The sequence below is a fragment of the Kitasatospora sp. NPDC053308 genome (assembly GCF_055585785.1).
The window spans coordinates 104139-123782 of the sequence record NZ_JBVJJY010000001.1; the positions used below are offsets into that span (position 1 = coordinate 104139).

General features: G+C 74.6%; 18 protein-coding genes and 3 tRNA genes. 11 read left to right on the top strand and 10 right to left on the bottom strand.

Features of this window, described 5'->3' with window-relative positions:
- Window positions 1-61: 61 nt before the first annotated feature.
- Window positions 62-760 carry a tyrosine-protein phosphatase gene (locus ACZ6Y7_RS00480; RefSeq protein ID WP_465755670.1) on the top strand — a complete coding sequence of 233 codons (699 nt, stop codon included), beginning with the start codon at window positions 62-64 and terminating at the stop codon, window positions 758-760.
- A 16-nt stretch (window positions 761-776) separates the two neighbouring features.
- Here ACZ6Y7_RS00480 and ACZ6Y7_RS00485 read toward each other — a convergent pair whose 3' ends face one another.
- Together ACZ6Y7_RS00485 and ACZ6Y7_RS00490 are read right to left on the bottom strand one after the other, a co-directional pair.
- Window positions 777-1307 carry an RICIN domain-containing protein gene (locus ACZ6Y7_RS00485; RefSeq protein WP_465755671.1) on the bottom strand — a complete coding sequence of 177 codons (531 nt, stop codon included), beginning with the start codon at window positions 1305-1307 and terminating at the stop codon, window positions 777-779.
- On the bottom strand, window positions 1300-2466 hold the full coding sequence (locus ACZ6Y7_RS00490) for a low temperature requirement protein A (protein ID WP_465755672.1): 1167 nt from the start codon (window positions 2464-2466) through the stop codon (window positions 1300-1302). The genes ACZ6Y7_RS00485 and ACZ6Y7_RS00490 overlap by 8 nt, the downstream gene beginning before the upstream one ends.
- Before the next feature lie 76 nt (window positions 2467-2542).
- Here ACZ6Y7_RS00490 and ACZ6Y7_RS00495 point away from each other — a divergent pair, with 76 nt between their 5' ends.
- Window positions 2543-3637 carry a hypothetical protein gene (locus tag ACZ6Y7_RS00495; RefSeq protein WP_465755673.1) on the top strand — a complete coding sequence of 365 codons (1095 nt, stop codon included), beginning with the start codon at window positions 2543-2545 and terminating at the stop codon, window positions 3635-3637.
- A 206-nt stretch (window positions 3638-3843) separates the two neighbouring features.
- Window positions 3844-4182, top strand: a complete 339-nt coding sequence (locus ACZ6Y7_RS00500) for a hypothetical protein (protein WP_465755674.1) — start codon at window positions 3844-3846, stop codon at window positions 4180-4182.
- 88 nt (window positions 4183-4270) lie between these two features.
- On the opposite strand, the gene ACZ6Y7_RS00505 is transcribed toward ACZ6Y7_RS00500, so the two are convergent.
- From ACZ6Y7_RS00505 to crcB (ACZ6Y7_RS00530), 6 genes are all read right to left on the bottom strand, one after another.
- Window positions 4271-5104: a TIGR02452 family protein gene (locus ACZ6Y7_RS00505; RefSeq protein WP_465755675.1), complete on the bottom strand. Its 834-nt coding sequence runs from the start codon at window positions 5102-5104 to the stop codon at window positions 4271-4273.
- Between the two features lie 263 nt (window positions 5105-5367).
- Window positions 5368-7521 (bottom strand): DEAD/DEAH box helicase, encoded by a 2154-nt coding sequence (locus tag ACZ6Y7_RS00510; protein WP_465755676.1) that lies wholly within the window; start codon window positions 7519-7521, stop codon window positions 5368-5370.
- Window positions 7522-7716: 195 nt separating this feature from the next.
- On the bottom strand, window positions 7717-8331 hold the full coding sequence (locus ACZ6Y7_RS00515) for a hypothetical protein (RefSeq protein ID WP_465755677.1): 615 nt from the start codon (window positions 8329-8331) through the stop codon (window positions 7717-7719).
- A gap of 229 nt (window positions 8332-8560) precedes the next feature.
- Window positions 8561-8935, bottom strand: a complete 375-nt coding sequence (gene crcB / locus ACZ6Y7_RS00520; protein ID WP_465755678.1) for a fluoride efflux transporter CrcB — start codon at window positions 8933-8935, stop codon at window positions 8561-8563.
- Window positions 8932-9300 carry a DUF190 domain-containing protein gene (locus ACZ6Y7_RS00525; protein WP_465755679.1) on the bottom strand — a complete coding sequence of 123 codons (369 nt, stop codon included), beginning with the start codon at window positions 9298-9300 and terminating at the stop codon, window positions 8932-8934. The genes crcB (ACZ6Y7_RS00520) and ACZ6Y7_RS00525 overlap by 4 nt, the downstream gene beginning before the upstream one ends.
- On the bottom strand, window positions 9297-9821 hold the full coding sequence (crcB, locus tag ACZ6Y7_RS00530) for a fluoride efflux transporter CrcB (protein ID WP_465755680.1): 525 nt from the start codon (window positions 9819-9821) through the stop codon (window positions 9297-9299). The genes ACZ6Y7_RS00525 and crcB (ACZ6Y7_RS00530) overlap by 4 nt, the downstream gene beginning before the upstream one ends.
- Before the next feature lie 70 nt (window positions 9822-9891).
- Between crcB (ACZ6Y7_RS00530) and ACZ6Y7_RS00535 the strand changes: the two genes are divergently transcribed.
- From ACZ6Y7_RS00535 to ACZ6Y7_RS00560, 6 genes are all read left to right on the top strand, one after another.
- Window positions 9892-10233 carry a metallopeptidase family protein gene (locus tag ACZ6Y7_RS00535; RefSeq protein WP_465755681.1) on the top strand — a complete coding sequence of 114 codons (342 nt, stop codon included), beginning with the start codon at window positions 9892-9894 and terminating at the stop codon, window positions 10231-10233.
- Window positions 10234-10371: 138 nt separating this feature from the next.
- Window positions 10372-10444: transfer RNA gene (locus tag ACZ6Y7_RS00540), tRNA-Glu, on the top strand.
- 63 nt (window positions 10445-10507) lie between these two features.
- Window positions 10508-10581, top strand: a tRNA-Asp gene (locus ACZ6Y7_RS00545).
- A gap of 27 nt (window positions 10582-10608) precedes the next feature.
- Window positions 10609-10682, top strand: a tRNA-Phe gene (locus tag ACZ6Y7_RS00550).
- 118 nt (window positions 10683-10800) lie between these two features.
- Complete coding sequence (locus ACZ6Y7_RS00555; RefSeq protein WP_465755682.1) at window positions 10801-11346, top strand: Uma2 family endonuclease; 546 nt, start codon at window positions 10801-10803, stop codon at window positions 11344-11346.
- Between the two features lie 89 nt (window positions 11347-11435).
- On the top strand, window positions 11436-11936 hold the full coding sequence (locus ACZ6Y7_RS00560) for a DUF3995 domain-containing protein (RefSeq protein WP_465755683.1): 501 nt from the start codon (window positions 11436-11438) through the stop codon (window positions 11934-11936).
- On the opposite strand, the gene ACZ6Y7_RS00565 is transcribed toward ACZ6Y7_RS00560, so the two are convergent.
- Together ACZ6Y7_RS00565 and ACZ6Y7_RS00570 are read right to left on the bottom strand one after the other, a co-directional pair.
- Complete coding sequence (locus ACZ6Y7_RS00565) at window positions 11905-12972, bottom strand: alpha/beta hydrolase family protein (protein ID WP_465755684.1); 1068 nt, start codon at window positions 12970-12972, stop codon at window positions 11905-11907. The two genes, ACZ6Y7_RS00560 and ACZ6Y7_RS00565, sit on opposite strands and share 32 nt — an antisense overlap.
- A 28-nt stretch (window positions 12973-13000) precedes the next feature.
- A complete protein-coding gene (locus ACZ6Y7_RS00570) occupies window positions 13001-13921 on the bottom strand; it encodes a zinc-binding dehydrogenase (protein ID WP_465755685.1) in 921 nt (306 codons plus the stop codon).
- Between the two features lie 568 nt (window positions 13922-14489).
- Between ACZ6Y7_RS00570 and ACZ6Y7_RS00575 the strand changes: the two genes are divergently transcribed.
- Window positions 14490-15449 carry a LysR family transcriptional regulator gene (locus ACZ6Y7_RS00575; protein WP_465755686.1) on the top strand — a complete coding sequence of 320 codons (960 nt, stop codon included), beginning with the start codon at window positions 14490-14492 and terminating at the stop codon, window positions 15447-15449.
- A 182-nt stretch (window positions 15450-15631) separates the two neighbouring features.
- Entirely contained in the window at window positions 15632-19612 is a 3981-nt protein-coding gene (hrpA, locus tag ACZ6Y7_RS00580; RefSeq protein ID WP_465755687.1) for an ATP-dependent RNA helicase HrpA, read from the top strand.
- The last annotated feature ends 32 nt before the right edge of the window (window positions 19613-19644 follow it).

The following is a 19644-nucleotide window of genomic DNA, read 5'->3' on the forward strand; positions in this document are numbered from 1 at the left end:
CCACCGAACGGCCCCCTCCGGTTTCCTTCCCCGAGCCCGCCCCCGCCCGTACCGTGGGGCCATGACCGACGACGCCTTCATCGACATCCCCGGTGTGCGCAACTTCCGTGACGCGGGCGGGATCGGCGCCCTCCGCCGGGGCGTGCTCTACCGCTCCGGGTCCTTCCACGCGCTCACCGAGGAGGGCGCGCGGCGGCTCAAGTCCCTCGGCCTGCGCACGGTGATCGACCTGCGCAGCCCCTTCGAGCTGGACGTCTGGCCGGACCGGCGGCACGGCCTCGACCACGAGACCCTCCACCTGCCGACCCTGCCCGCCGACCGCGGCGACGTCGACCGGCCCTGGCCGGAGGACCAGGCCTCGCTCTACCCGTTCATGGCCGAGACGGCCGGCCCCTCACTCGCCGCCGTGCTGCGCCGCCTCGCCGCGCCGGAGTCGCTGCCCGTCGTCGTCCACTGCGCCGTCGGCAAGGACCGCACCGGCCTCACCATCGCCGTCCTGCAGTCCCTGCTGGGCGCCTCCGAGGCCGACATCACGGCCGACTTCCTGCTCTCCAACCGCGGCCTCGGTCTGGACGAGGGCCCCGTCCCGTACCTCGACGAGACCGGCACCGAACGCGTCTCCCGCCCGGTCGGCGCCGAACACCTCGCCTCCGCCCTCGCCTGGATCCGCACCCACCACGACTCCCTCCCCGCCTACCTCCGCCACCACGGCGTCACCGAGGCCGAACTCGACGCCGTCCGCGCCAACCTCTCGGTCTGACCTGCGGGCCCCGTGCCTACCCCCGGCGCTCGAAGCGCCACCACTGGGTGGGCCGGTCGACGTCCTCCCACTGCCGCACCGCGGCGTCCGGGGCGGCCGGGTCCTCCGGGGCCGTGAGGGGCTTGCCGCTGATGAAGCTGGTGACGGTGTAGGTGCCCGGGGCGTCGACGTGGGCCTCCAGCAGCCACTCCTGGGCGCCGAAGGCGTTGGCGCCCCACTGCTGGATGGGGACGCCGTCGTCCGGGGAGGCACCGGTGACGTCGAGGCGCTTGCCGCTGCCGGCGTTCTCCAGGTGGAAGAGCGCACCGCCTGGGTGGACGGCGGCGAGGTGCCAGAGCTGGGCGTGGCTGCCGTCGTCGGCACCCAGGACGATCCGGGCGCCGCTGCGCCGGGAGCCGTCGGCGACCTGCAGCAGCAGGCCGCTGCCGACGTTGCGGACGAGGTAGCTGCCGTCGGTGATCGCGGGGTCGGTCGCCGGCGCGGTGCCGGGGTCGGCCGCAGGGGCGGTCGCTGGGTCGGCCGCGGGGTGGCGCGCGCTGTCAGTCACGGTCGAAGTCTGCCACCGGGTACCGACAGGCCTCGTACCCGAAGACCAGCGCCAGCACCACCACCACCGCGCCGACCTGGGCGAGCGCCGACACCCGGGTGCCCAGCGGCACGGTGGCGGCGACCAGGGCGGCGCCGAGCAGCCGGGGCAGGTGCGGGCGCAGGCCGAAGAAGCCGCGCAGGGCCGTGTTGACCAGCAGGTAGAGGGTGATCCCGCCGGCCAGCGCCGCGGCCTGCGGCCCGCCGATCGCCGCGGCGGGCTGGCCGACCGCGGACTTGACCCCGGCGGCGAACAGCACCACGCCGAGCAGCAGCCCGAGGTGGCCGAGGTAGTAGACGGCGACGGCCGCGCGGTTGCGCTCGGCGGAGGGCAGCGCGGCCATCCGGTGCTCGGCGCGGGCGTCGTCGTCGTGCCCGAAGTACGCCCACCAGAGCCCGACGCAGACGGCCAGGCTGAGCAGCGCCACGGCGATCAGCGCCGGCCCGAGTTCGGCGGTGCCGGCGCCGACGCCTATCGCGATCACCGATTCGCCGAAGGCGATGATCACGATCAGCCCGTGCCGCTCCACGAAGTGGTCGGCGCGCAGCCGGAACGCGGGCAGCCCGGCCACCCAGGGGGTGACGAACTGCAGGGCGAAGGCGACCGTCCAGAGGCCGAGTTGGACGGTGCCGCCGAGGTAGCCGCCGGTCACCACCACGGCGCCGACGACCACGTTGCCGGCGCCCATCCGCAGCACCGCGGCGGGCGTGACCCCGGCGGCCGTGAACATCCCGGTGTGCAGGGCGACCGTCACCAGGTACGCCCAGCCGAAGGCGGCGCCGCTGCCCTCGAAGGCGTGCGGCACGGACAGCGAGATCACCAGGAAGGCGCCCATCGCCAGCATCAGCGGGGCCCGTCGGCGGTGGGTGTGCGGCGGCATGGCGTTGGTGAGCCAGATGAAGGCGTCGTACATCCACCAGATCAGGGCCAGCATCACCAGGACCTGGGCGAGGCCGCCGGGGCCCAGGTGGTGGGCCAGGCTGCCGGTGAGCTGGGTGATGGCGAAGACGAAGACGAGGTCGAGGAAGAGTTCGAGCGGCGCCACCTTCAGCGCCGGTTCGAGGTCCGCCGGAGCCTCGGTGGCCCCGGGAGCGGCGGGGAAGACAGGGGACGCGGTCACCGCGCGAGTATCCGTCACCCGGCCGGGGAGCGGGGGCGTTTCGACCGGACCGGCTCGGCCGCCTATGCTGCGGCGAATGTCCACCGAGCAGATGCCGTCGCACCGTCAGCAGCCCACCCTCCTGGAAGCCGTGGCCGACCTGGAGGCGGCGATCGCCACCGGGGACGACGAGCGCTTCGGCCCCGCCCTCGGTCTGGTCGGCGGCCTGTTCGGCTCGGCCGACCCGCACCAGCGGGTGGCGGCCGGCCCCCGGCTGGCCGCGCTGCTGCCGGACGCCCCGCCGTTCCCCCGCTCCCACCTGGCCATGGTGGTGGGCGCCTGTGTGGAGCAGGGCGCCGACCCGGTCGCCTGCGCCGGTCCGGTGCTGGCCGGCCTGCGCGGGGCGCTGACCGGCGCGGAGCTGCTGGTGCGGCGCTGGGAGGAGACCGGTGGCGGCCCGCTGCCGGACCCGGAGGAGGACGATCCGGCCGAGGCCCACGAGCGGATCGCCGACCCGGCGCTGCTGGACGAGTGGCACACCCACCTGGCCGTGATCGGCTGGTGGACGCTGCACCTGTGGCAGCAGGCGGCGTGGGCGGTGTACGCGCACGCCGCGGTCCGGGCCGAGGCCCGTGCCTCCGGCGTCACCGAGGCGCTGGTGGAGCTGATCGGCCGCTACCGGGGCGAGCGGCACGACCTGCGGGGCCTCGCCCACCTGGCGCTGGTGCTCGACGACGAACCGCTGCTGGTGCTCGACCGCCCCACCGGCACCGGCTACCTGGTGCGGATGAGCGGCCTGAGCGACACCTTCCAGCTGCACACCCTGCTCGCCGACGTGCTGATCGGCGGCGGCCACCTGCCCGGCACCCGGCAGGACCCGGAGGTGGTGGCGCTGGCCCGGACGGCATTCCTGGACGGCCGCCGGGTGATCGCGACCGGCGCCTTCAACCTCGTCGCCCCGGACGGCTCCTGGCTCTGGAACGAGGGCACCCCGAGCGACGTCCCGGTGCTGGACGGCGTGCGCACCCTGGTGCTGGAGCCGCTGCCGTACGAGCGCTCCTGGTCGGCCGGGCGGTTCATCCAGGAGATCCCGGGCGATCTGCGGCTGGAGCGGGTGCTCGACCCGGCGGAGGCGGCGCGGCGGCTGGCCCTGACCGTCCCGGGGCGGTCCCCGGCCGAGGCCTTCCGGTAGCGGGCGCCGACGGGAGTCCTCCGGCAGCGGGCCTACGGCAGCGGGCTTCCCGCCACGGTCGTCCGGCAGCGGGGCCACCGGCAGCGGGCCCCGGGCAGCAGGCCACCGGCAGCGGGCCTCCGGCAGCGGGCGGAGGCCGCCACGGCCCGCCGGACCGGTCGGGTTATGGTCGGAAGCCGACACAGCCCCGAGGAGTGGAGTCGACGATGGCGAAGGTCCCGAACGTGCTCGCGGCCGCCGCGCCCGCCGCGCTGACCGCGGCGAGCGGTCTGGTCGGCGGCTACGGCGTCGCCCGCTGGAGCGGCCGGCGCGAGCTGGGCGGCGCGGTGCTGGCGGTGGCCGGTGCCGGTGCGGCCGCACAGTGGCGCCGGAACGCGGGCCCGGGCGCCGCGGCGGCGCTGACCGGCCTGTACGTGGCGGCCTTCGGCGGCTCGCACCCGCTGGCGAAGAGGATCGGCGCCTGGCCGTCCGTGTTCGCCGTCACCGGCGTGGTCGCGGCGGCCTCCACGGCCGCGACGGCGCTGTCCGCCCGCAAGGGCCGCTAGGCCCGCCCGGCACCACCGCCGGAGCCCGAGAAGCCCCGGAAGCCCCGCGGCCCCGCAGCCCCGCAAGCCCCGAGAACCCCAGGCCCCGTCAGGAGCCGCTCCCCGCGCCGAACCGGGCCTCGAAGGCGGCCCGGTTCGCCGAGACCGGCGTGCGGTCCCAGACCGCGAACACCACCCGCTCGAAGGCCGCCCCGTACCGGGTGAGCGCACCCTCGAAGGCCTCGGCGACCTGCGCCGGGTCGTTGCGGAACACCCCGCAGCCCCAGGCGCCGAGCACCAGGGTGCGCACCTCGTGCCGGGCGGCCGCCGCGAGCACCCGGTCGGACCGCTCGGCGAGCACGCCCCGGACGTCCGTCCCAGGCGAACGCCGTTCCAGCTGACCGGCGTTGGGCGCGGGCGAGGTCAGGAAGGTGACCGGGTACGGCTGCGCCAGCAGCTCGCCGCGCGTGCCGCGGATCACCGGGACACCGGGCGAGACGATCACCCGGTGGCTGTACCGGAGGTCGGCGGAGGCGCGGTGCGCCTCGTAGTAGTCCGGCGCCTCCAGCAGGCAGCTGTACAGCAGCGCGCTGCGGCACAGGTCCTCCTCCTGGGCGCGGGCGCCGCGCAGGTACCCGCCGCCGGGGTTGCGGGCGGAGGCGAAGTTCAGCACCCCGACCGGGCCGGCCCCCTGCGCCAGCAGGCGCCGGGCGGCCTCGATGCTCCCCTCGGCCGTCACCTCGACGTTCCCGCGCGGGCCCGGCCCCGGCGCCCCCGCCGCCACCAGTGCGTCCAGGGCCGCCGGCGCGTACGACACCGTCCCGGCCCGGGCCGCCGTCAACTGCTCTCCCACCTGCACGAGTTCGCCTCCGGCCGTCCGGTAGCTCCCCCGCGCGGCGATCTCTTCGTTCACCCGTGCCACGTCGTGCAGTCTGCTGCTCATGCCCCGGACGCTACGGGACTACCGTCTCCGCGCGCCACAGGTTATTCTCAGTTCCAGAACAACACCTCGGGGGGACGCAGGACGAGGTGTCGGGGGGTATCGGGGGAAACGCGAAGGGCCCGCTCCGGGGGACGGAGCGGGCCCTTCGTACGTTCGGCGCGCGTTCGGCACCTACCTCGCCGTACCCGGCCGGCGTGCACGTTCAGTGAGAGCGTGCAGCCGGCCGACGGTCGGCCGGGCGGTCGGAGACCGCCCGCACGAGGTCAGTTCTTCCAGCGCGGCTTGCGGTCGTCGCGGTCGAAGCCACCGGCGCGACGGTCGTCGCGGTCACGGCCGCCGAAGCCGCCGCGGTCACGGTTGAAGCCACCGCGGTCGCTCTGCGGACGGCCGCCGGAGCGGTGGTCGTCGCGGCGCGAGAACGGACGGCTGCTGCCGCCGCGCTCGTCGCGGTCCCGACCGAAGGAGGGGCGGTCACCGAAGGAGCGGGCCGGGCGGTCGCCGAAGGAGCGGCCGCCGCGGTCGTCGCGGTCACGGTTGAAGCCACCGCGCTCGCCGCCGCGGTCACGGTCGAAACCGCCCGCGCGACGGTCGTCGCGGTCACGGCCGCCGAAGCCACCGCGGTCACGGTTGAAGCCACCGCGGTCACCGCCGCGGTCACGGTCGAAACCGCCCGCGCGACGGTCGTCGCGGTCACGGCCGCCGAAGCCACCGGAGCGGCGGTCGTCACGGTCGCGGCCGAAGCCACCCGAGCGGCGGTCGTCGCGGTCACGGTCCCGGTCGCGGTCACGGCCGAAGGCCGGACGCTCGCTGCGGGCCTCGCGGTACGACGGGGCGCGCTCCTCGGCCTGCGGCGCGGCGGCGGGGGCCTCGGCGGCGGCCGGAGCGGCCTCGGTCGCGGCGGACTCGCCGCCCTCCTCGGCGGCGGCCGGCGCCTCGTCCTCGATGCCCAGCTCGGCCCGCTCGCGGGCGGCCCGGGCGGCCAGGCGGTCGGCCTCCTCGCGCAGCTCGGCGGCGCGGCGCTGCGCGCGCTCCAGCTGGCGGGTCATGTCGGCGATCTCGCGCTCGGCGGCGCCGGCGATGTTGGCGGCGCTCTCCGCCTGGACCTCGGTGAGCGAGCGGGCGCCGGTGATCCGGGCGACCTCCGCGTCGAAGGCGTGGTCCAGGATGTGGCGGCTGGCGTCGACGCCCGCGTCCTCCATCAGGCGGAAGACGCCGCGGCGCTGGTGCGGCAGCACCAGGGTGACGACGGTGCCGGAGCGGCCGGCGCGCGCGGTGCGGCCGGAGCGGTGCAGGTAGTCCTTGTGGTCGCCGGCCGGGTCCACGTTCAGGACCAGGTCGATGCCGTCGACGTGGATGCCGCGGGCGGCGACGTCGGTGGCGACGACGACGTTGGTGTAGCCGTCCTTGAAGTCGCCGAGGACGCGGGTGCGGGCGCCCTGGGTCATGCCGCCGTGCAGCGCGTCGGCCTTCACGCCGGCCTCGATCAGCTGCTCGGCGACGCGGTCGGCGCCCATCTGGGTGCGGACGAAGATGATCGTGCGGCCCTTGCGGGCGGCGATCGCGTTGGTGATCGGCGCCTTGTCCTTGGGCTTCACCACGAGGATGTGGTGGGTCATGGTGGTGACGGCACCGGCCGACGGGTCGACCTCGTGGGTGACCGGGTTGTTCAGGTAGCGCTTCACCAGGGTGTCGATCTCGTTCTCCAGGGTGGCGGAGAACAGCAGGCGCTGGCCGCCGGCCGGCACCTGGTCGAGGATCTCGGTGACCTCGGGCAGGAAGCCCATGTCGGCCATCTGGTCGGCCTCGTCGAGGACGGCGACCTGGACGTCGTCGAGCTTGGCGGAGCCGCGGTTGATCAGGTCGCGCAGACGGCCGGGGGTGGCGACGAGGACGTCGACGCCGCGCTCCAGCGCGTAGATCTGGTTCGACATCGAGGTGCCGCCGCAGACGACCTTGAGGCGCAGGCCGAGCACCGAGCCGAAGGGCTCCAGGGCGTCGGCGACCTGCATGGCCAGCTCGCGGGTCGGGACCAGGATCAGGCCGCGCGGCTGCTTGGCGCGGGTGCGCTCGCCGTCGGCGAGGCGGGTCAGCAGCGGCAGGCCGAAGCTGAGGGTCTTGCCGGAGCCGGTGCGGCCGCGGCCCAGCACGTCCTTGCCGGCCAGGGCGTCCGGGATGGTCGCGGCCTGGATCGGGAACGGGGTGGTGACGCCGCGCTTGGCGAGGGCGCGGACGACCTCGTCCGGCAGGCCCAGGTCGCCGAAGGTGACGGTCGGCTCGGCGGCCGCCTCCTCGGTGGCCTCCACGGCCTCGGCGATCACCTCGTCCGCGGCGGTGTCGAGGGTGTCGTGGGAGTCGGTGACATCGGCGGCGGCCTCGTTCGCGGGCATGGCGAAGCGGGCGTCGTCAACGAGAGACATGCAAAACCTTCCGGAAGTGGCACGCGCCAAAGTCCGGGGTTCTGTTTCACAACCGCCTCTATGCGGTCAGCCACGGATCGCCGGAACGCGCCAAGGGCGCCAGATGGGAGTAGGGCGCCAGTCAAATGGATCAAACGAACGATCTACCACCATAGAGGACCCTCGGGATCGGAGGCAAATGCCCTGCTCAATCCCCTAGTGGCCGCCCGCCCGCGGGCTCGGGGCCGAGGAACCGGAGCTGCCCGAGGAGGGCTCCGGGGCCGGCGTGGCGGTCGCGGGCGGCGAACTGCGGTCCGGCTCGGGGGTGTTCGACGGGCGGCTGCTCGGCGTGGCCGAGGGGGTGCCCGAGGTGCCGCCGGAGCGCCCCTCCCCGGTGCCGCCCGTGCCCGCCGTGCCGCCGGAGCCGGTCGGCGCGCCGCCGCCCGGGTGCGGCGGGGGGCTGGTGTCCGTCCCGCCCGGCGAACCGGCACCCGGCGCGCCCTCGGGAGCGCCCGCCCCCGGCACCGGGATCACGCCCGCGCCCGCGCCGTTCGCGCCGGGCGGCACCTCACCGGGCGCCGCGGCCGTCGCGTTCTCCGCCGACGAGCCCCCCGGCCGCTCCGGGCGCCCCGAAGCGCCGCCCGGGTGCCCGGCCCCCGGCGAGACCGACGGACCGGCCGTCGCCCCCGGCTTGCCCGCCGGACCGGCCTGCCCGACCGGCGCCACCCCGCCGTGCTTCTCCTCCGCCGCCGGACCGACCGACATGCACCCGGTGAGCCCCAACCCGGCCACCGTCAGCACCGCCGCCGCCCGGACCGCGCGCGAGCGCAAGGCCGCCGCCTGCCGTACCGGGGCCGTCCGCACCCGCGTCGCCCGTGCCGCCCGAACCGCGCGCACTGCCCGAACCGCTCGTACCGCCCGCACCGAAGCCACCGAGGTCCCTCTCTACCGCCCCACCCGGGCCGCCCACTCGCGCGCGGCCGCTTTCGGTACCCAACGCTCGCCCGGCCCGGCGGGACACGGGCAGCACGGCAGTTCGCCTCCGGCCCGCGCCGGGAGCTCAGCCCCAGAGCGCCGAGGCCAGCTCCGCCCCGGCGTACACCGCGGCCAGCCCGGCCGCCACGCTGCCGACCACGTTGGCCACCGCGTACCGTCCGGCGCCGGTCTCGGCCAGCCGCAGGGTCTCGTACGAGAAGGTCGAGTAGGTGGTCAGCGCGCCGCACAGCCCCGTCCCCAGCAGCAGTTGGAGCCGCGAGGACGCCGCGCCCGCCGCCACCGCCCCGGTCACCGTGCCGAGGACCAGGCAGCCGACCACGTTCACCGTGAACGTCCCCCACGGGAACACCGAGTCGTGCCGGGACTGCACCGCGCGGTCGGTCAGGTACCGCAGCGGCGCGCCGACCGCGGCGCCCGCCACCACCAGCAGCCAGTTCACTCCGCCGACTCTCCCCGCCCGTCCCCCGGGTCGCGGCCCGCGTACGTCACCACCTCGCAGCGGTCCAGCAGCACCAGGCCCCCGGCCACCAGCCCCTCCAGCTCCGGCAGGAACGCCCGCACCCGCTGCTCCTCGTCCACGATCACCACCGCCACCGGCAGGTCCTCGCTCAGCGACAGCAGCCGCGTGGTGTGCACCAGCGAGGACGCCCCGAACCCTTCGATCCCCCGGAAGACGCTCGCCCCGGCCAGCCCGGCCGCCCGCGCCCGGTGCACGATCTCGCTGTACAGCGGGCGGTGGTGCCACCGGTCGCCCTCCCCGACCAGCACCGTCAGCCGCAGCGCCGGCCCGCCCAGCCCGGTCACCCCGCACCCCCGCCCGTCGCCGCCCGGCGGCGGACCGCGCGGTGGACCAGACGGCGGGTCAGCCCGGCGGCCGCCCACACCGCGAGCAGCGCGCCCAACAGCGTCAGCCCCAGGTACGCCAGCCCCGGCCCGAGCCGGCCCGACTCCAGCAGCCGCCGGACGTCCACCGCGTACGTCGAGAAGGTGGTGAACCCGCCCAGCACGCCGGTGCCGAAGAACGGCCGCACCAGCGGATGCGTCTGCCGCCCCTCGGTGATCACCACCAGGAACACCCCGATCACCGCGCAGCCGACCACGTTGACCAGCAGCGTCGTCCACGGGAAGGCCGTCGGCCCGGTCCTCCAGCCCAGCCCGGCCGCGTACCGGGCGACCGCCCCGATCGCCCCGCCCAGGGCGACCACCGCCACGGCCGGCCCCTGCCCGCGCAGCACCGGCGGCCGGTTCCGCGCGCGCGCCGCGGCCGGCGCCGGCCGGAGCGGACCGTCCACCCGGTCGTCCAAAGCCGCCTCCGAGGTCGTCACAGCCCCATCAAACACCGGCTTCCGCCACCTGGCACACCGTCACTCCAGACCCGACAATGATCCGGTGGAGATGACCCGGGAAGAGTTCGAGACGCTGGTCAGCGACGCGCTCGACCAGATCCCCCCGCAGCTCGCGGCCATGATGGACAACGTCGCGATCTTCGTCGAGGACGAACCCGACCCGAGCGACCCCGAGCTCCTCGGCCTCTACGAGGGCACTCCGCTCACCGAACGCGGCGAGTGGTACGCGGGCGTCCTGCCCGACCGCATCCTGATCTACCGCGGCCCGACCCTGCGCCACTGCGAGTCCCGCGAGCAGGCGGTCGAGGAGGTCCGCACCACCGTGATCCACGAGGTCGCCCACCACTTCGGCTTCGACGACCACGAGCTCGACGAGCTCGGCTGGTCCTGATCCCCCTCCGACCCCCTCCCCGCCCCCCGCCCGCACGGCGCCCCACCCACCCGGTCGAAACCCGTTTTGGCGATCCGCCCGGCATCCCATATGCTTCTCGACGTCCCCGAACGCCGGAAACGGCGGGACAGGCCGCAAGCCCTCATCGTCTAGTGGCCCAGGACGCCGCCCTTTCAAGGCGGTAGCACGGGTTCGAATCCCGTTGGGGGCACGCAGTACCGCATTACCGTAGTACAGTGCAGTGCCGCAAGACCTTAGTGGTTCGCCACTACAAGGTCCCGTGGAGCAGTTGGTTAGCTCGCCACCCTGTCAAGGTGGAGGTCGCGGGTTCAAGTCCCGTCGGGATCGCTCGTCTCGCAAGAGACGGTGCAGTACGGCCAGGTAGCTCAGTTGGTACGAGCGTCCGCCTGAAAAGCGGAAGGTCGCCGGTTCGACCCCGGCCCTGGCCACAATCCGGAGCCCCGCAGCGCATGCGCTGCGGGGCTCCGCCGTTACCGGGCGCCGCTCACCCCCGACTACGCTGGGTGCCCGGCCAACGGCGGATTCGGTTCAGGAGGCTTCGCGCTCATGACCCCGGAACACTTCGAGCTCCTCGAGGAAGCCCGCAGGGCCCTGCCCGACGGGTTCAAGGTCGAGATCTCCGGCGACACCATCACGATGATGGTGAGCCCCTCCGGGATCCATCAGCGCAACCTGCTGGTGGTGCGCCGGCAGTTCGACGCGCACACCCCGGCGGGGCTGCTGCCGAGCGAGAACACCGATCTGGTGTCGCCCACCGTGGGCAAAAGCCGCAACCCCGACCTGACGTACGTTCCGGACGATGCGCTGTCCACGACCGACAACCAGGTGCCCGCCGACTTGGCCGCGATCGCGGTCGAACTGGTCTCGCCGTCCAATCCCGAGAACGACTGGGTCGGGAAGCTGCGCGACTACCCGTTGATGGGCATCCCGCTGTACCTACTGGTCGACGCGCGGCAGAAGACCGTCACCCTCTTCAGCAGGCCGGACGCCACGCGCTATCACCGCCGTGAGGACGTCGGCTTCGGCGAGACGCTGCACGTCCCGGAGCCCTTCGACTTCGAGCTGGTCACCGACGGACTGCTGCCGTACTGACTCCAGCCGCCCCGGATCCCCCCGCGGAGGGAGGGGGAACCGCCCGCGGGACGATCCGCCGGGGCGGGCCCGGGCGGGACGGTGGGGGCATGGAGACGACGAGGGACACGGGCTGGAACCGGGTGGCGGCGGGGGCCGGGTACGCGGCGGCGGGGTGGGCGGTGGCCTTCGCGCTGGTGCACCTGTACTGGCTGGCGGACGGGCGGCTCGGGCTGCCGGAGGGCCGGTCGGTGTGGAGCAGCACCCCGCTGCTGGTGATCGACGTGATCGCGGTACCGCTGTGCGCGGTGGCCGCGGCGGTGGCGCTGGCGCCGGTACGGCGGTGGGGCCGACGGGTGCCGGCCCGGCTGCTGACCGGGGCGCTGTGGGGCACCACCGTGCTGCTGGTGCTGCACGCCGCGCCGTCCGTGCCCGACTGGTTCGCCCTGGCCGCGGGCAGCCGGTCGGCCGCCGACCTGGACGCGATGGCCCGGTTCGCGACCTTCGGCTACGAGCCGTTCTTCCTGGCCGGCGGCCTGCTCTTCGCCCTCGCCTCGCTCGGCCGCCGGGCGGCCCGGGTCAGCGGCGCGGGGCGCTCAGGTGCGCGGTGAGCCAGTCCGCGGTGCCGGGCAGCCAGTCCGGCAGGGCGGTGCCGAGCAGGTGGTTGCCGTGCGGGACGAGGAGCAGCTCGGCCTCGGGGGCCTGCTCGGCCAGCGCGGTGGCGGCGGTGACGCCCGGGATCCGGTCCTCGCCGCCCTCGACCACCAGCAGCGGGACGGCGATCCGCGGTGCCAGGGCGGTCAGGTCCACCCGGTCGGCGAAGGCGCGGGCCGCCTCCTCCCCGCCGCAGCGCTGCGCGAGGGTCGCGGTGACGAACGGGACCAGGCCGTCCCAGTCCAGCCGGTACGGGCCGCTGACCGTGGCCACCGCCCGCAGTCGGGGTTCGTGGGCGGCGGCCTCGGCGACGTAGTAGCCGCCCAGGCTGAGGCCGATCACGGCGGTCCGGTCGGGGTCCAGGCCGTCGCGGGCGGCGAGCGCGTCCAGGGCGCGTCCGACGACACGGTGGTACTCGGGCTCCGGCGCGCTGCGGGCGGCCAGCACGCCCTGCCCGGGCCCGTCCATGGCGAGCACCGCGACGCCCCGGGCCAGCAGGGCCTCGACGACCGCGTGGAACTCCTCCTTGCCGGAGTCCATCCCCGGCACCACCAGCACGACCGGCGTCGGCGCGCCACCCGCCGCCGGGCGCCGCAGCCAGCCCGCGAACCCCTCGCCCTCGACCCGCTCCGCCGCCGGATCGAGCAGTGCCAGCGCCCGTCGCATCGCCTCGTCCGCCTCGTCCGCCGCCTCCGCCGCCGCGACCCGGTCGGGGTGCGGGAGCAACCCGGCGAAGTGGTACCAGCGGGCGGCGCTCCGGTACGCCGCACCGGCGGTGACGGTACGGCCGTCGGCGTCGGCGCGCTCCGCCGCCTCGACGTACCGGCGGCCGGCGGCGCGGCAGGCGGCCGGCCAGTCACGCAGGGAGGTCAGCGCGTCGGTCACCCGGGCGTACTCGTACGGGTCCAGGCCGGCGCCGTGGGCGCGCGGGCGGTTCTCGGCGACGAAGGCGGCCGCCAGGCCGGGGGCGTCGAGGAACGACAGGTCGGGCACGGTGGGAACCCCTCGGGAGTCGGTCGGTTCAGGAGACGGTGAGGACGGCCTTGCCGCGGATCCGGCGCTCGCGCAGGTCGGTGAGCACGGCGGCGGTCTCGTCCCAGGGCGCCACCCGGCCGAGTTCCGGGGTCAGCCGGCCCTCGTCCGCCAGGCGCACCAGGGTGGCCAGGTCCTCGCCGTCGGGCACGTCGGAGTCGGCGTAGTGGAAGTGCCGCAGGACGGCCGACTCCGGGCCCTTGAAGAAGTCGAAGAAGTCGAGCGTGGCGGGCGTCCGGGAGGCCTGGCCGAACCAGATCAGGGTGCCGCGCCGGGCCAGCCGGGCCAGGGCGAGCGGCAACGCGGCGCCGCCGGTGGACTCCAGCACCAGGTCGTACGGTCCGCGCGCCCCGGCGAGGTCGTGGACCACCTCGGCCGCCCCCAGCTCGACCAGCCGCCGGCCGCGCTCCGGCGAGGCGGTGACGGCGGTCAGCTCCGCCCCGGCCGCGGCCGCCAACTCGGTGACGTAGTGCCCGACGCCCCCGGAGGCCCCGGTCAGCAGCACCCGCCGCCCGGCCAGCGCCCCCGCCGTACGGAGCAGCCGCAGCGCGGTCAGCCCCGCGAGCGGCAGCGCGGCGGCCCGGACGGCGTCCAAGCCGTCGGGCAGCTCGGCGAGGGAGGAGGTCGGCACGCACACGTACTCGGCCCACCCCCCGGCCGGCGGGTGCGCCACGACCCGCCGGCACACCGCGGGCCCCGACCCGTCCGCGGCGGCCTGCACCACCAGCCCGGCCACGTCCTTCCCCGGCCGCCACCCGTCCCGGGGCGCCTCCAACTGGAAGGTCTCACCGCGGTTCACCGAGAACGCCTCGACCTTCACCAGCACCTCCCCCGGCCCCGGCCGCGGCTGCTCCACCTCCGCGAACCGCACCGGCTCCGCCATCCGCCCCGTCGCCACCAGCGCCTTCATCCCCGCTCCTCCCTCGGTCACCCCCTCACCCCACCGCGCCCCACCTCCCCCGGTCCAACAACCACCCCCCACCGACGACAACCACCGGTTGTGCCCGCCCCCCCCACACCCGCACCCACACCCACACCGCCCTCCCCCCCACCTCCCCTCACCCACCCCACCACCCTCCACCCCCACCTCCCCCCACCCACCCCCGCGAGAGGGACGCGCTGCGGAAGGGGCGGCGCAGGGGGCGGCCCGGAGAGGGGCGTTGCGGGTGATTTTCAGACTGCCAACGACGCCCAACCCCCGCCCCACCTCCTCCACCCCCACGACCCCCTCACCCGACCAAGCGAGAGGGACGCGCTGCGGAAGGGGCGGCGCAGGGGGTGGCCCGGAGAGGGGCGTTGCGGGTGATTTTCAGACTGCCAACGGCGCCCAACCCCCGCCCCACAGAGTGGGCAGTCTGAAAATCATCCAGCCCCTCGGAGCGGCCACCCCCGGAGCCGCCCCGGCACCCACCCTCCCGAGAGCCACCCCCCACACACCAGCCCCGCGCCAGCGGCACAGCACGCCGTAGGGTGCCCGGGTGGATCTGGATCTGGCGCAGGTGCGGGGATTCGTCGTGGCGGCCGAGGAGCTGCACTTCGGGCGGGCGGCGGCGCGGTTGGGGATCAGCCAGCAGGGGCTGTCGAAGCGGGTGGCGCGGCTGGAGGCGGCGTTGGGGGTGCGGCTGCTGGAGCGGGACGCCCGGGGCGTGGGGCTGACCGCTGCGGGGCGGCGGTTCCTGGAGCCGGCACGGCGGCTGCTGGTGCAGGGGGAGCGGGCGGTGTCCGCCGTGGGGTGTGCCGCGCGGCCGCTGCGGATCGACGTGTGGGGGCACCTGTACGCGCCGATGCGGACGCTGGCGCAGGCGGTGGACGCCGCGCCGGGGCTGGCGGTGGAGCCGGTGCCGGGCCGGGATCTGCCGTCGGTGGCGGCGGCGTTGCTGCGCGGGGAGTCGGACGCCGGGTTCGGCCGGGTGCATCCGCTGCCGGACGGCGGGGACGCCGGGTTGACGCACCGTCTGGTCCGCCTGGAGCCGGTGGACGCGTTGTTGAGCACCGATCACCCGCTGGCCGGCCGCGACGTGCTGAGTCCTGCGGAGCTGCGCGGCAGCGTGCTGCGCTACCCGGCGGCGGTGGACCGGCTCGACTTCCTGACCCGGTTCGCCACCCGCTTCGACGTCCCGCACCGGGTCGGCTCGACCAACCTGGGCCTGGAGCACTTCCTGGACCAGGTCGGCGGCGACCCGTCCTGCTTCTCGCTCGTCCCGGCGGACACCCCGCTGCCCGACCGTCCGGGCGTGCGGACCGTCCCGCTGGCCGACCCGACCCCGCTCTACGCCTGGTCCCTGCTCTGGCGGCAGGACGCGTCCACCGACCCGCACCCGCGGCTCGACGAGCTGCTCAGGGCGTTCACCACGGAGGCCGCCCGCAACCGCTGGCTGGAGTACGACCCCGCCCGGGACTGGCTTCCGGACGCCGACGAGGCCGCACTCCGGCCCTGAACCGCGGAGCCCCCGGTCTTCTGTGCTCCCACGGGCACCTCCTCACCCTCCCGGAGCCCGCGGAGCCCGCGGCGGCCGCGGACCGTTGCCCGGCGTTCGCGATTCGCCACCGGCGGCTGTGACACTGGAGGGGCTCGAAAACCGAGGTGCGCTCCGCCGTGCCTCCTTGCGAACCTAGAGGGATGCCCGCAGTGAGTTCTCCCGCAGTCCAGTCCGCCCCCGCGCCCGCCGAGGGTCCCGGCATCGGTGAGCTGGCCGCCCGCCTGCCCGAGCTGACCCTGCGCGACGAGGTGCGGATCGGGCGCCGGCTGGAGGGGGCCCGCCGGGTCCGCAAGGCCGAGGCCCGGCAGAAGATCGCCGCCGAGATCGCCGCCGACATCGACCGCGCCGAGCTGCTGGTCGCGCAGCGCCGGGCCGCGGTGCCGGCCATCACGTATCCGGCCGAGCTGCCGGTCAGCCAGAAGAAGGACGAGATCCTGGAGGCGATCCGGGACCACCAGGTGGTGATCGTCGCGGGCGAGACCGGCTCCGGCAAGACCACCCAGATCCCGAAGATCTGTCTGGAGCTCGGCCGCGGCGTGCGCGGTCTGGTCGGCCACACCCAGCCGCGCCGGATCGCCGCCCGTACGGTGGCCGAGCGGGTCGCGGAGGAGCTGAACAGCCCGCTGGGCGAGGCGGTCGGCTGGAAGGTCCGGTTCACCGACCAGGTCGGTCAGGACACCCTGGTCAAGCTGATGACGGACGGCATCCTGCTCGCGGAGATCCAGACCGACCGCGATCTGCGCCAGTACGACACCCTGATCATCGACGAGGCGCACGAGCGCAGCCTCAACATCGACTTCCTCCTCGGCTACCTCAAGCAGCTGCTCCCCCGCCGGCCCGACCTCAAGGTCGTGATCACCTCCGCGACCATCGACCCGGAGCGCTTCGCCCGGCACTTCGGCGACGCCCCCATCGTCGAGGTCTCCGGCCGCACGTACCCGGTCGAGGTCCGCTACCGCCCGATCGTGGACGAGGGCGACGAGGACCAGGACGAGACCGACCGCGACCGGGACCAGGTCCAGGCGATCTGCGAGGCCGCGCAGGAGCTGCAGGCCGAGGGCCCGGGCGACATCCTGGTCTTCCTCTCCGGCGAGCGCGAGATCCGGGACACCGCCGACGCCCTGAACCGGCTGAAGCTGCGGAACACCGAGGTCCTGCCGCTGTACGCGCGGCTCAGCTCGGCCGAGCAGCACCGGGTCTTCCAGCGTTCCAGCAGCCGTCGGATCGTGCTGGCCACCAACGTGGCCGAGACCTCGCTCACCGTCCCCGGCATCAAGTACGTGATCGACCCGGGCACCGCCCGGATCTCCCGCTACAGCCACCGCACCAAGGTGCAGCGGCTGCCGATCGAGGCGATCAGCCAGGCCAGCGCCAACCAGCGCAAGGGCCGCTGCGGCCGCACCTCGGACGGCATCTGCATCCGGCTGTACTCGGAGGAGGACTTCCTCTCCCGGCCCGAGTTCACCGACGCCGAGATCCTGCGCACCAACCTGGCGTCGGTGATCCTGCAGATGACCGCGGCCGGCCTCGGCGACATCGCCGCCTTCCCGTTCCTGGACCCGCCGGACTCCCGCAACATCAAGGACGGCGTGCACCTGCTGCACGAGCTGGGCGCACTGGACCCGGACGAGAAGGACCCGCGCAAGCGCCTCACCCAGCTCGGCCGCAAGCTCGCCCAGCTCCCGGTGGACCCGCGGATGGCCCGCATGGTGCTGGAGGCGGACCGCAACGGCTGCGTCCGGGACGTGATGGTGATCGCCGCCGCGCTGTCCATCCAGGACCCGCGCGAGCGCCCCGCCGAGAAGCGCCAGGCCGCCGACGACCGGCACCGCCGGTTCACCTCGGAGACCTCGGACTTCCTCTCCTACCTGGCGATGTGGCGCTACGTCCGCGAGCAGCAGAAGGAGCTCTCCTCCTCGGCCTTCCGCCGGATGTGCAAGGCCGAGTTCCTCAACTACCTGCGGATACGGGAGTGGCAGGACGTCTACACCCAGCTGCGCACCGTGGCCAAGCAGTTGGGCGTGACGATCGAGGAACCGCATCCCGACGCCGAGCCGGACGCCGACCGGATCCACCAGTCGCTGCTGGCCGGACTGCTCTCCCACATCGGCCTGTTCGACGTGGAGAAGCGCGAGTACGGCGGCGCGCGCGGCGCCCGCTTCGCGGTCTTCCCCGGCTCCGGCCTGTTCAAGAAGCCGCCGCGCTGGGTGATGTCGGCCGAGCTGGTGGAGACCTCCCGGCTCTGGGCCCGGATCAACGCCAAGATCGAGCCCGAGTGGGTCGAGCCGCTGGCCGGCCACCTGATCAAGCGCAGCTACAGCGAGCCGCACTGGGAGAAGAAGGCCGGCGCGGTGCTGGCGTACGAGAAGGTCACCCTGTACGGGATGCCGATCGTCTCCCAGCGCAAGGTCAACTACGGGAAGATCGACCAGGAGCTCTGCCGCGAGCTGTTCATCCGCAACGCGCTGGTGGAGGGCGACTGGGAGACCCACCACCGGTTCTTCGCGGAGAACCGCAAGCTGCTCGGCGAGGTCGAGGAGCTGGAGAACCGGGCCCGCCGCCGGGACATCCTGGTGGACGACCAGACCCTGTTCGACTTCTACGACGCCCGGCTGCCCGACGAGATCGTCTCCACCCGGCACTTCGACTCCTGGTGGAAGAAGGCCCGGCACGAGCAGCCGGACCTGCTGAACTTCGAGAAGTCGATGCTGATCAACGACGCCGCGGACGGCGTCACCGAGGCCGACTACCCGGACTACTGGCAGCAGGGCAAGCTGCGCTTCAAGCTCACGTACCAGTTCGAGCCGGGAAGCGACGCGGACGGCGTGACCGTGCACATCCCGCTGCCGGTGCTCAACCAGGTCACCGCGGAGGGCTTCGACTGGCAGATCCCCGGTCTGCGCGAGGAGCTGGTCACGGCGTACATCAAGTCGCTGCCGAAGGCGATCCGGCGCAACTTCGTCCCGGCGCCGGACTTCGCCAAGGCGGCGCTGCGCGCGGTGAAGGACCGCCAGGAGCCCCTGCTGCCCGCTCTGGAGCACGCCCTGAAGCGGCTGACGGCCGTCACGGTGCCGCCGGAGGCCTGGGACGACGAGCGGGTGCCGGACCACCTCAAGGTGACCTTCCGGGTGGTGGACGGGCGCCGCAAGCTCGCCGAGTCCAAGGACCTGGAGGAGCTGCGGCTGAAGCTCAAGCCGAAGCTCAAGGAGACGCTGTCCTCGGCCGCCTCGGGCCAGGGCATCGAGCAGGGCGGGCTGACCGCCTGGCCGGAGTCCCTGCCCGTCCTGCAGCGCACCTTCGAGCAGCGCTCGCGCGGCCACTCGCTGCGCGCCTACCCGGCCCTGGTGGACGAGGGCACCTCGGTCGGCATCAAGCTGTTCGACACCCCGGAGGCCCAGGCGCAGGCGATGTGGGAGGGCACCCGGCGCCTGCTGATGCTGACCACCACCTCCCCGGCCAAGTCGATCCAGGGCCGGCTGGGCAACCAGGCGAAGCTGGCGCTCTCGCACAGCCCGCACGGCTCGATCGGCGCGCTGTTCGAGGACGTGGTGTCGGCGGCGACGGACCGGCTGATGGCCCTGGCCGGCGGACCGGCCTGGGACGAGGCGGCGTTCGGCACGCTGCACGACAAGGTCCGCGCGGACCTGTACGACCTGTCCGCGGACACCACGTTGAAGACCGCCACCGCGCTGATCGCCTTCCACAAGGCCTCGACCCGGCTGAAGACGGTGAGCAGCCCGGTGCTGCTGAACGCGGTGAACGACGTCCGGCTGCACCTGGCCTCGCTGGTGCACCCGGGCTTCGTGACGGCCACCGGCTGGCAGCGCCTGCCCGACCTCAAGCGCTACCTGCTGGCGGTGGACCGCCGCCTGGAGGCGCTGCCCAACCACCCGCAGCGGGACGCCCAGCAGCTGCTGAAGGTGCAGCAGGTGCAGCAGGCCTACGGGGAGCTGCTGGCGGCGGTGCCGGCCGGGCGGCAGCCCTCCGCGGAGGTGCGGGCGATCCGCTGGATGATCGAGGAGCTGCGGGTCAGCTTCTTCGCCCAGTCGCTGGGCACGCCGAGCCCGGTCTCGGAGAAGCGGATCATGAAGGCGATGGAGGCGGCGAGGGCCACCCTCTGAGCTGCGGGTGGGCCTTCAGGAGCCAGTTCGAC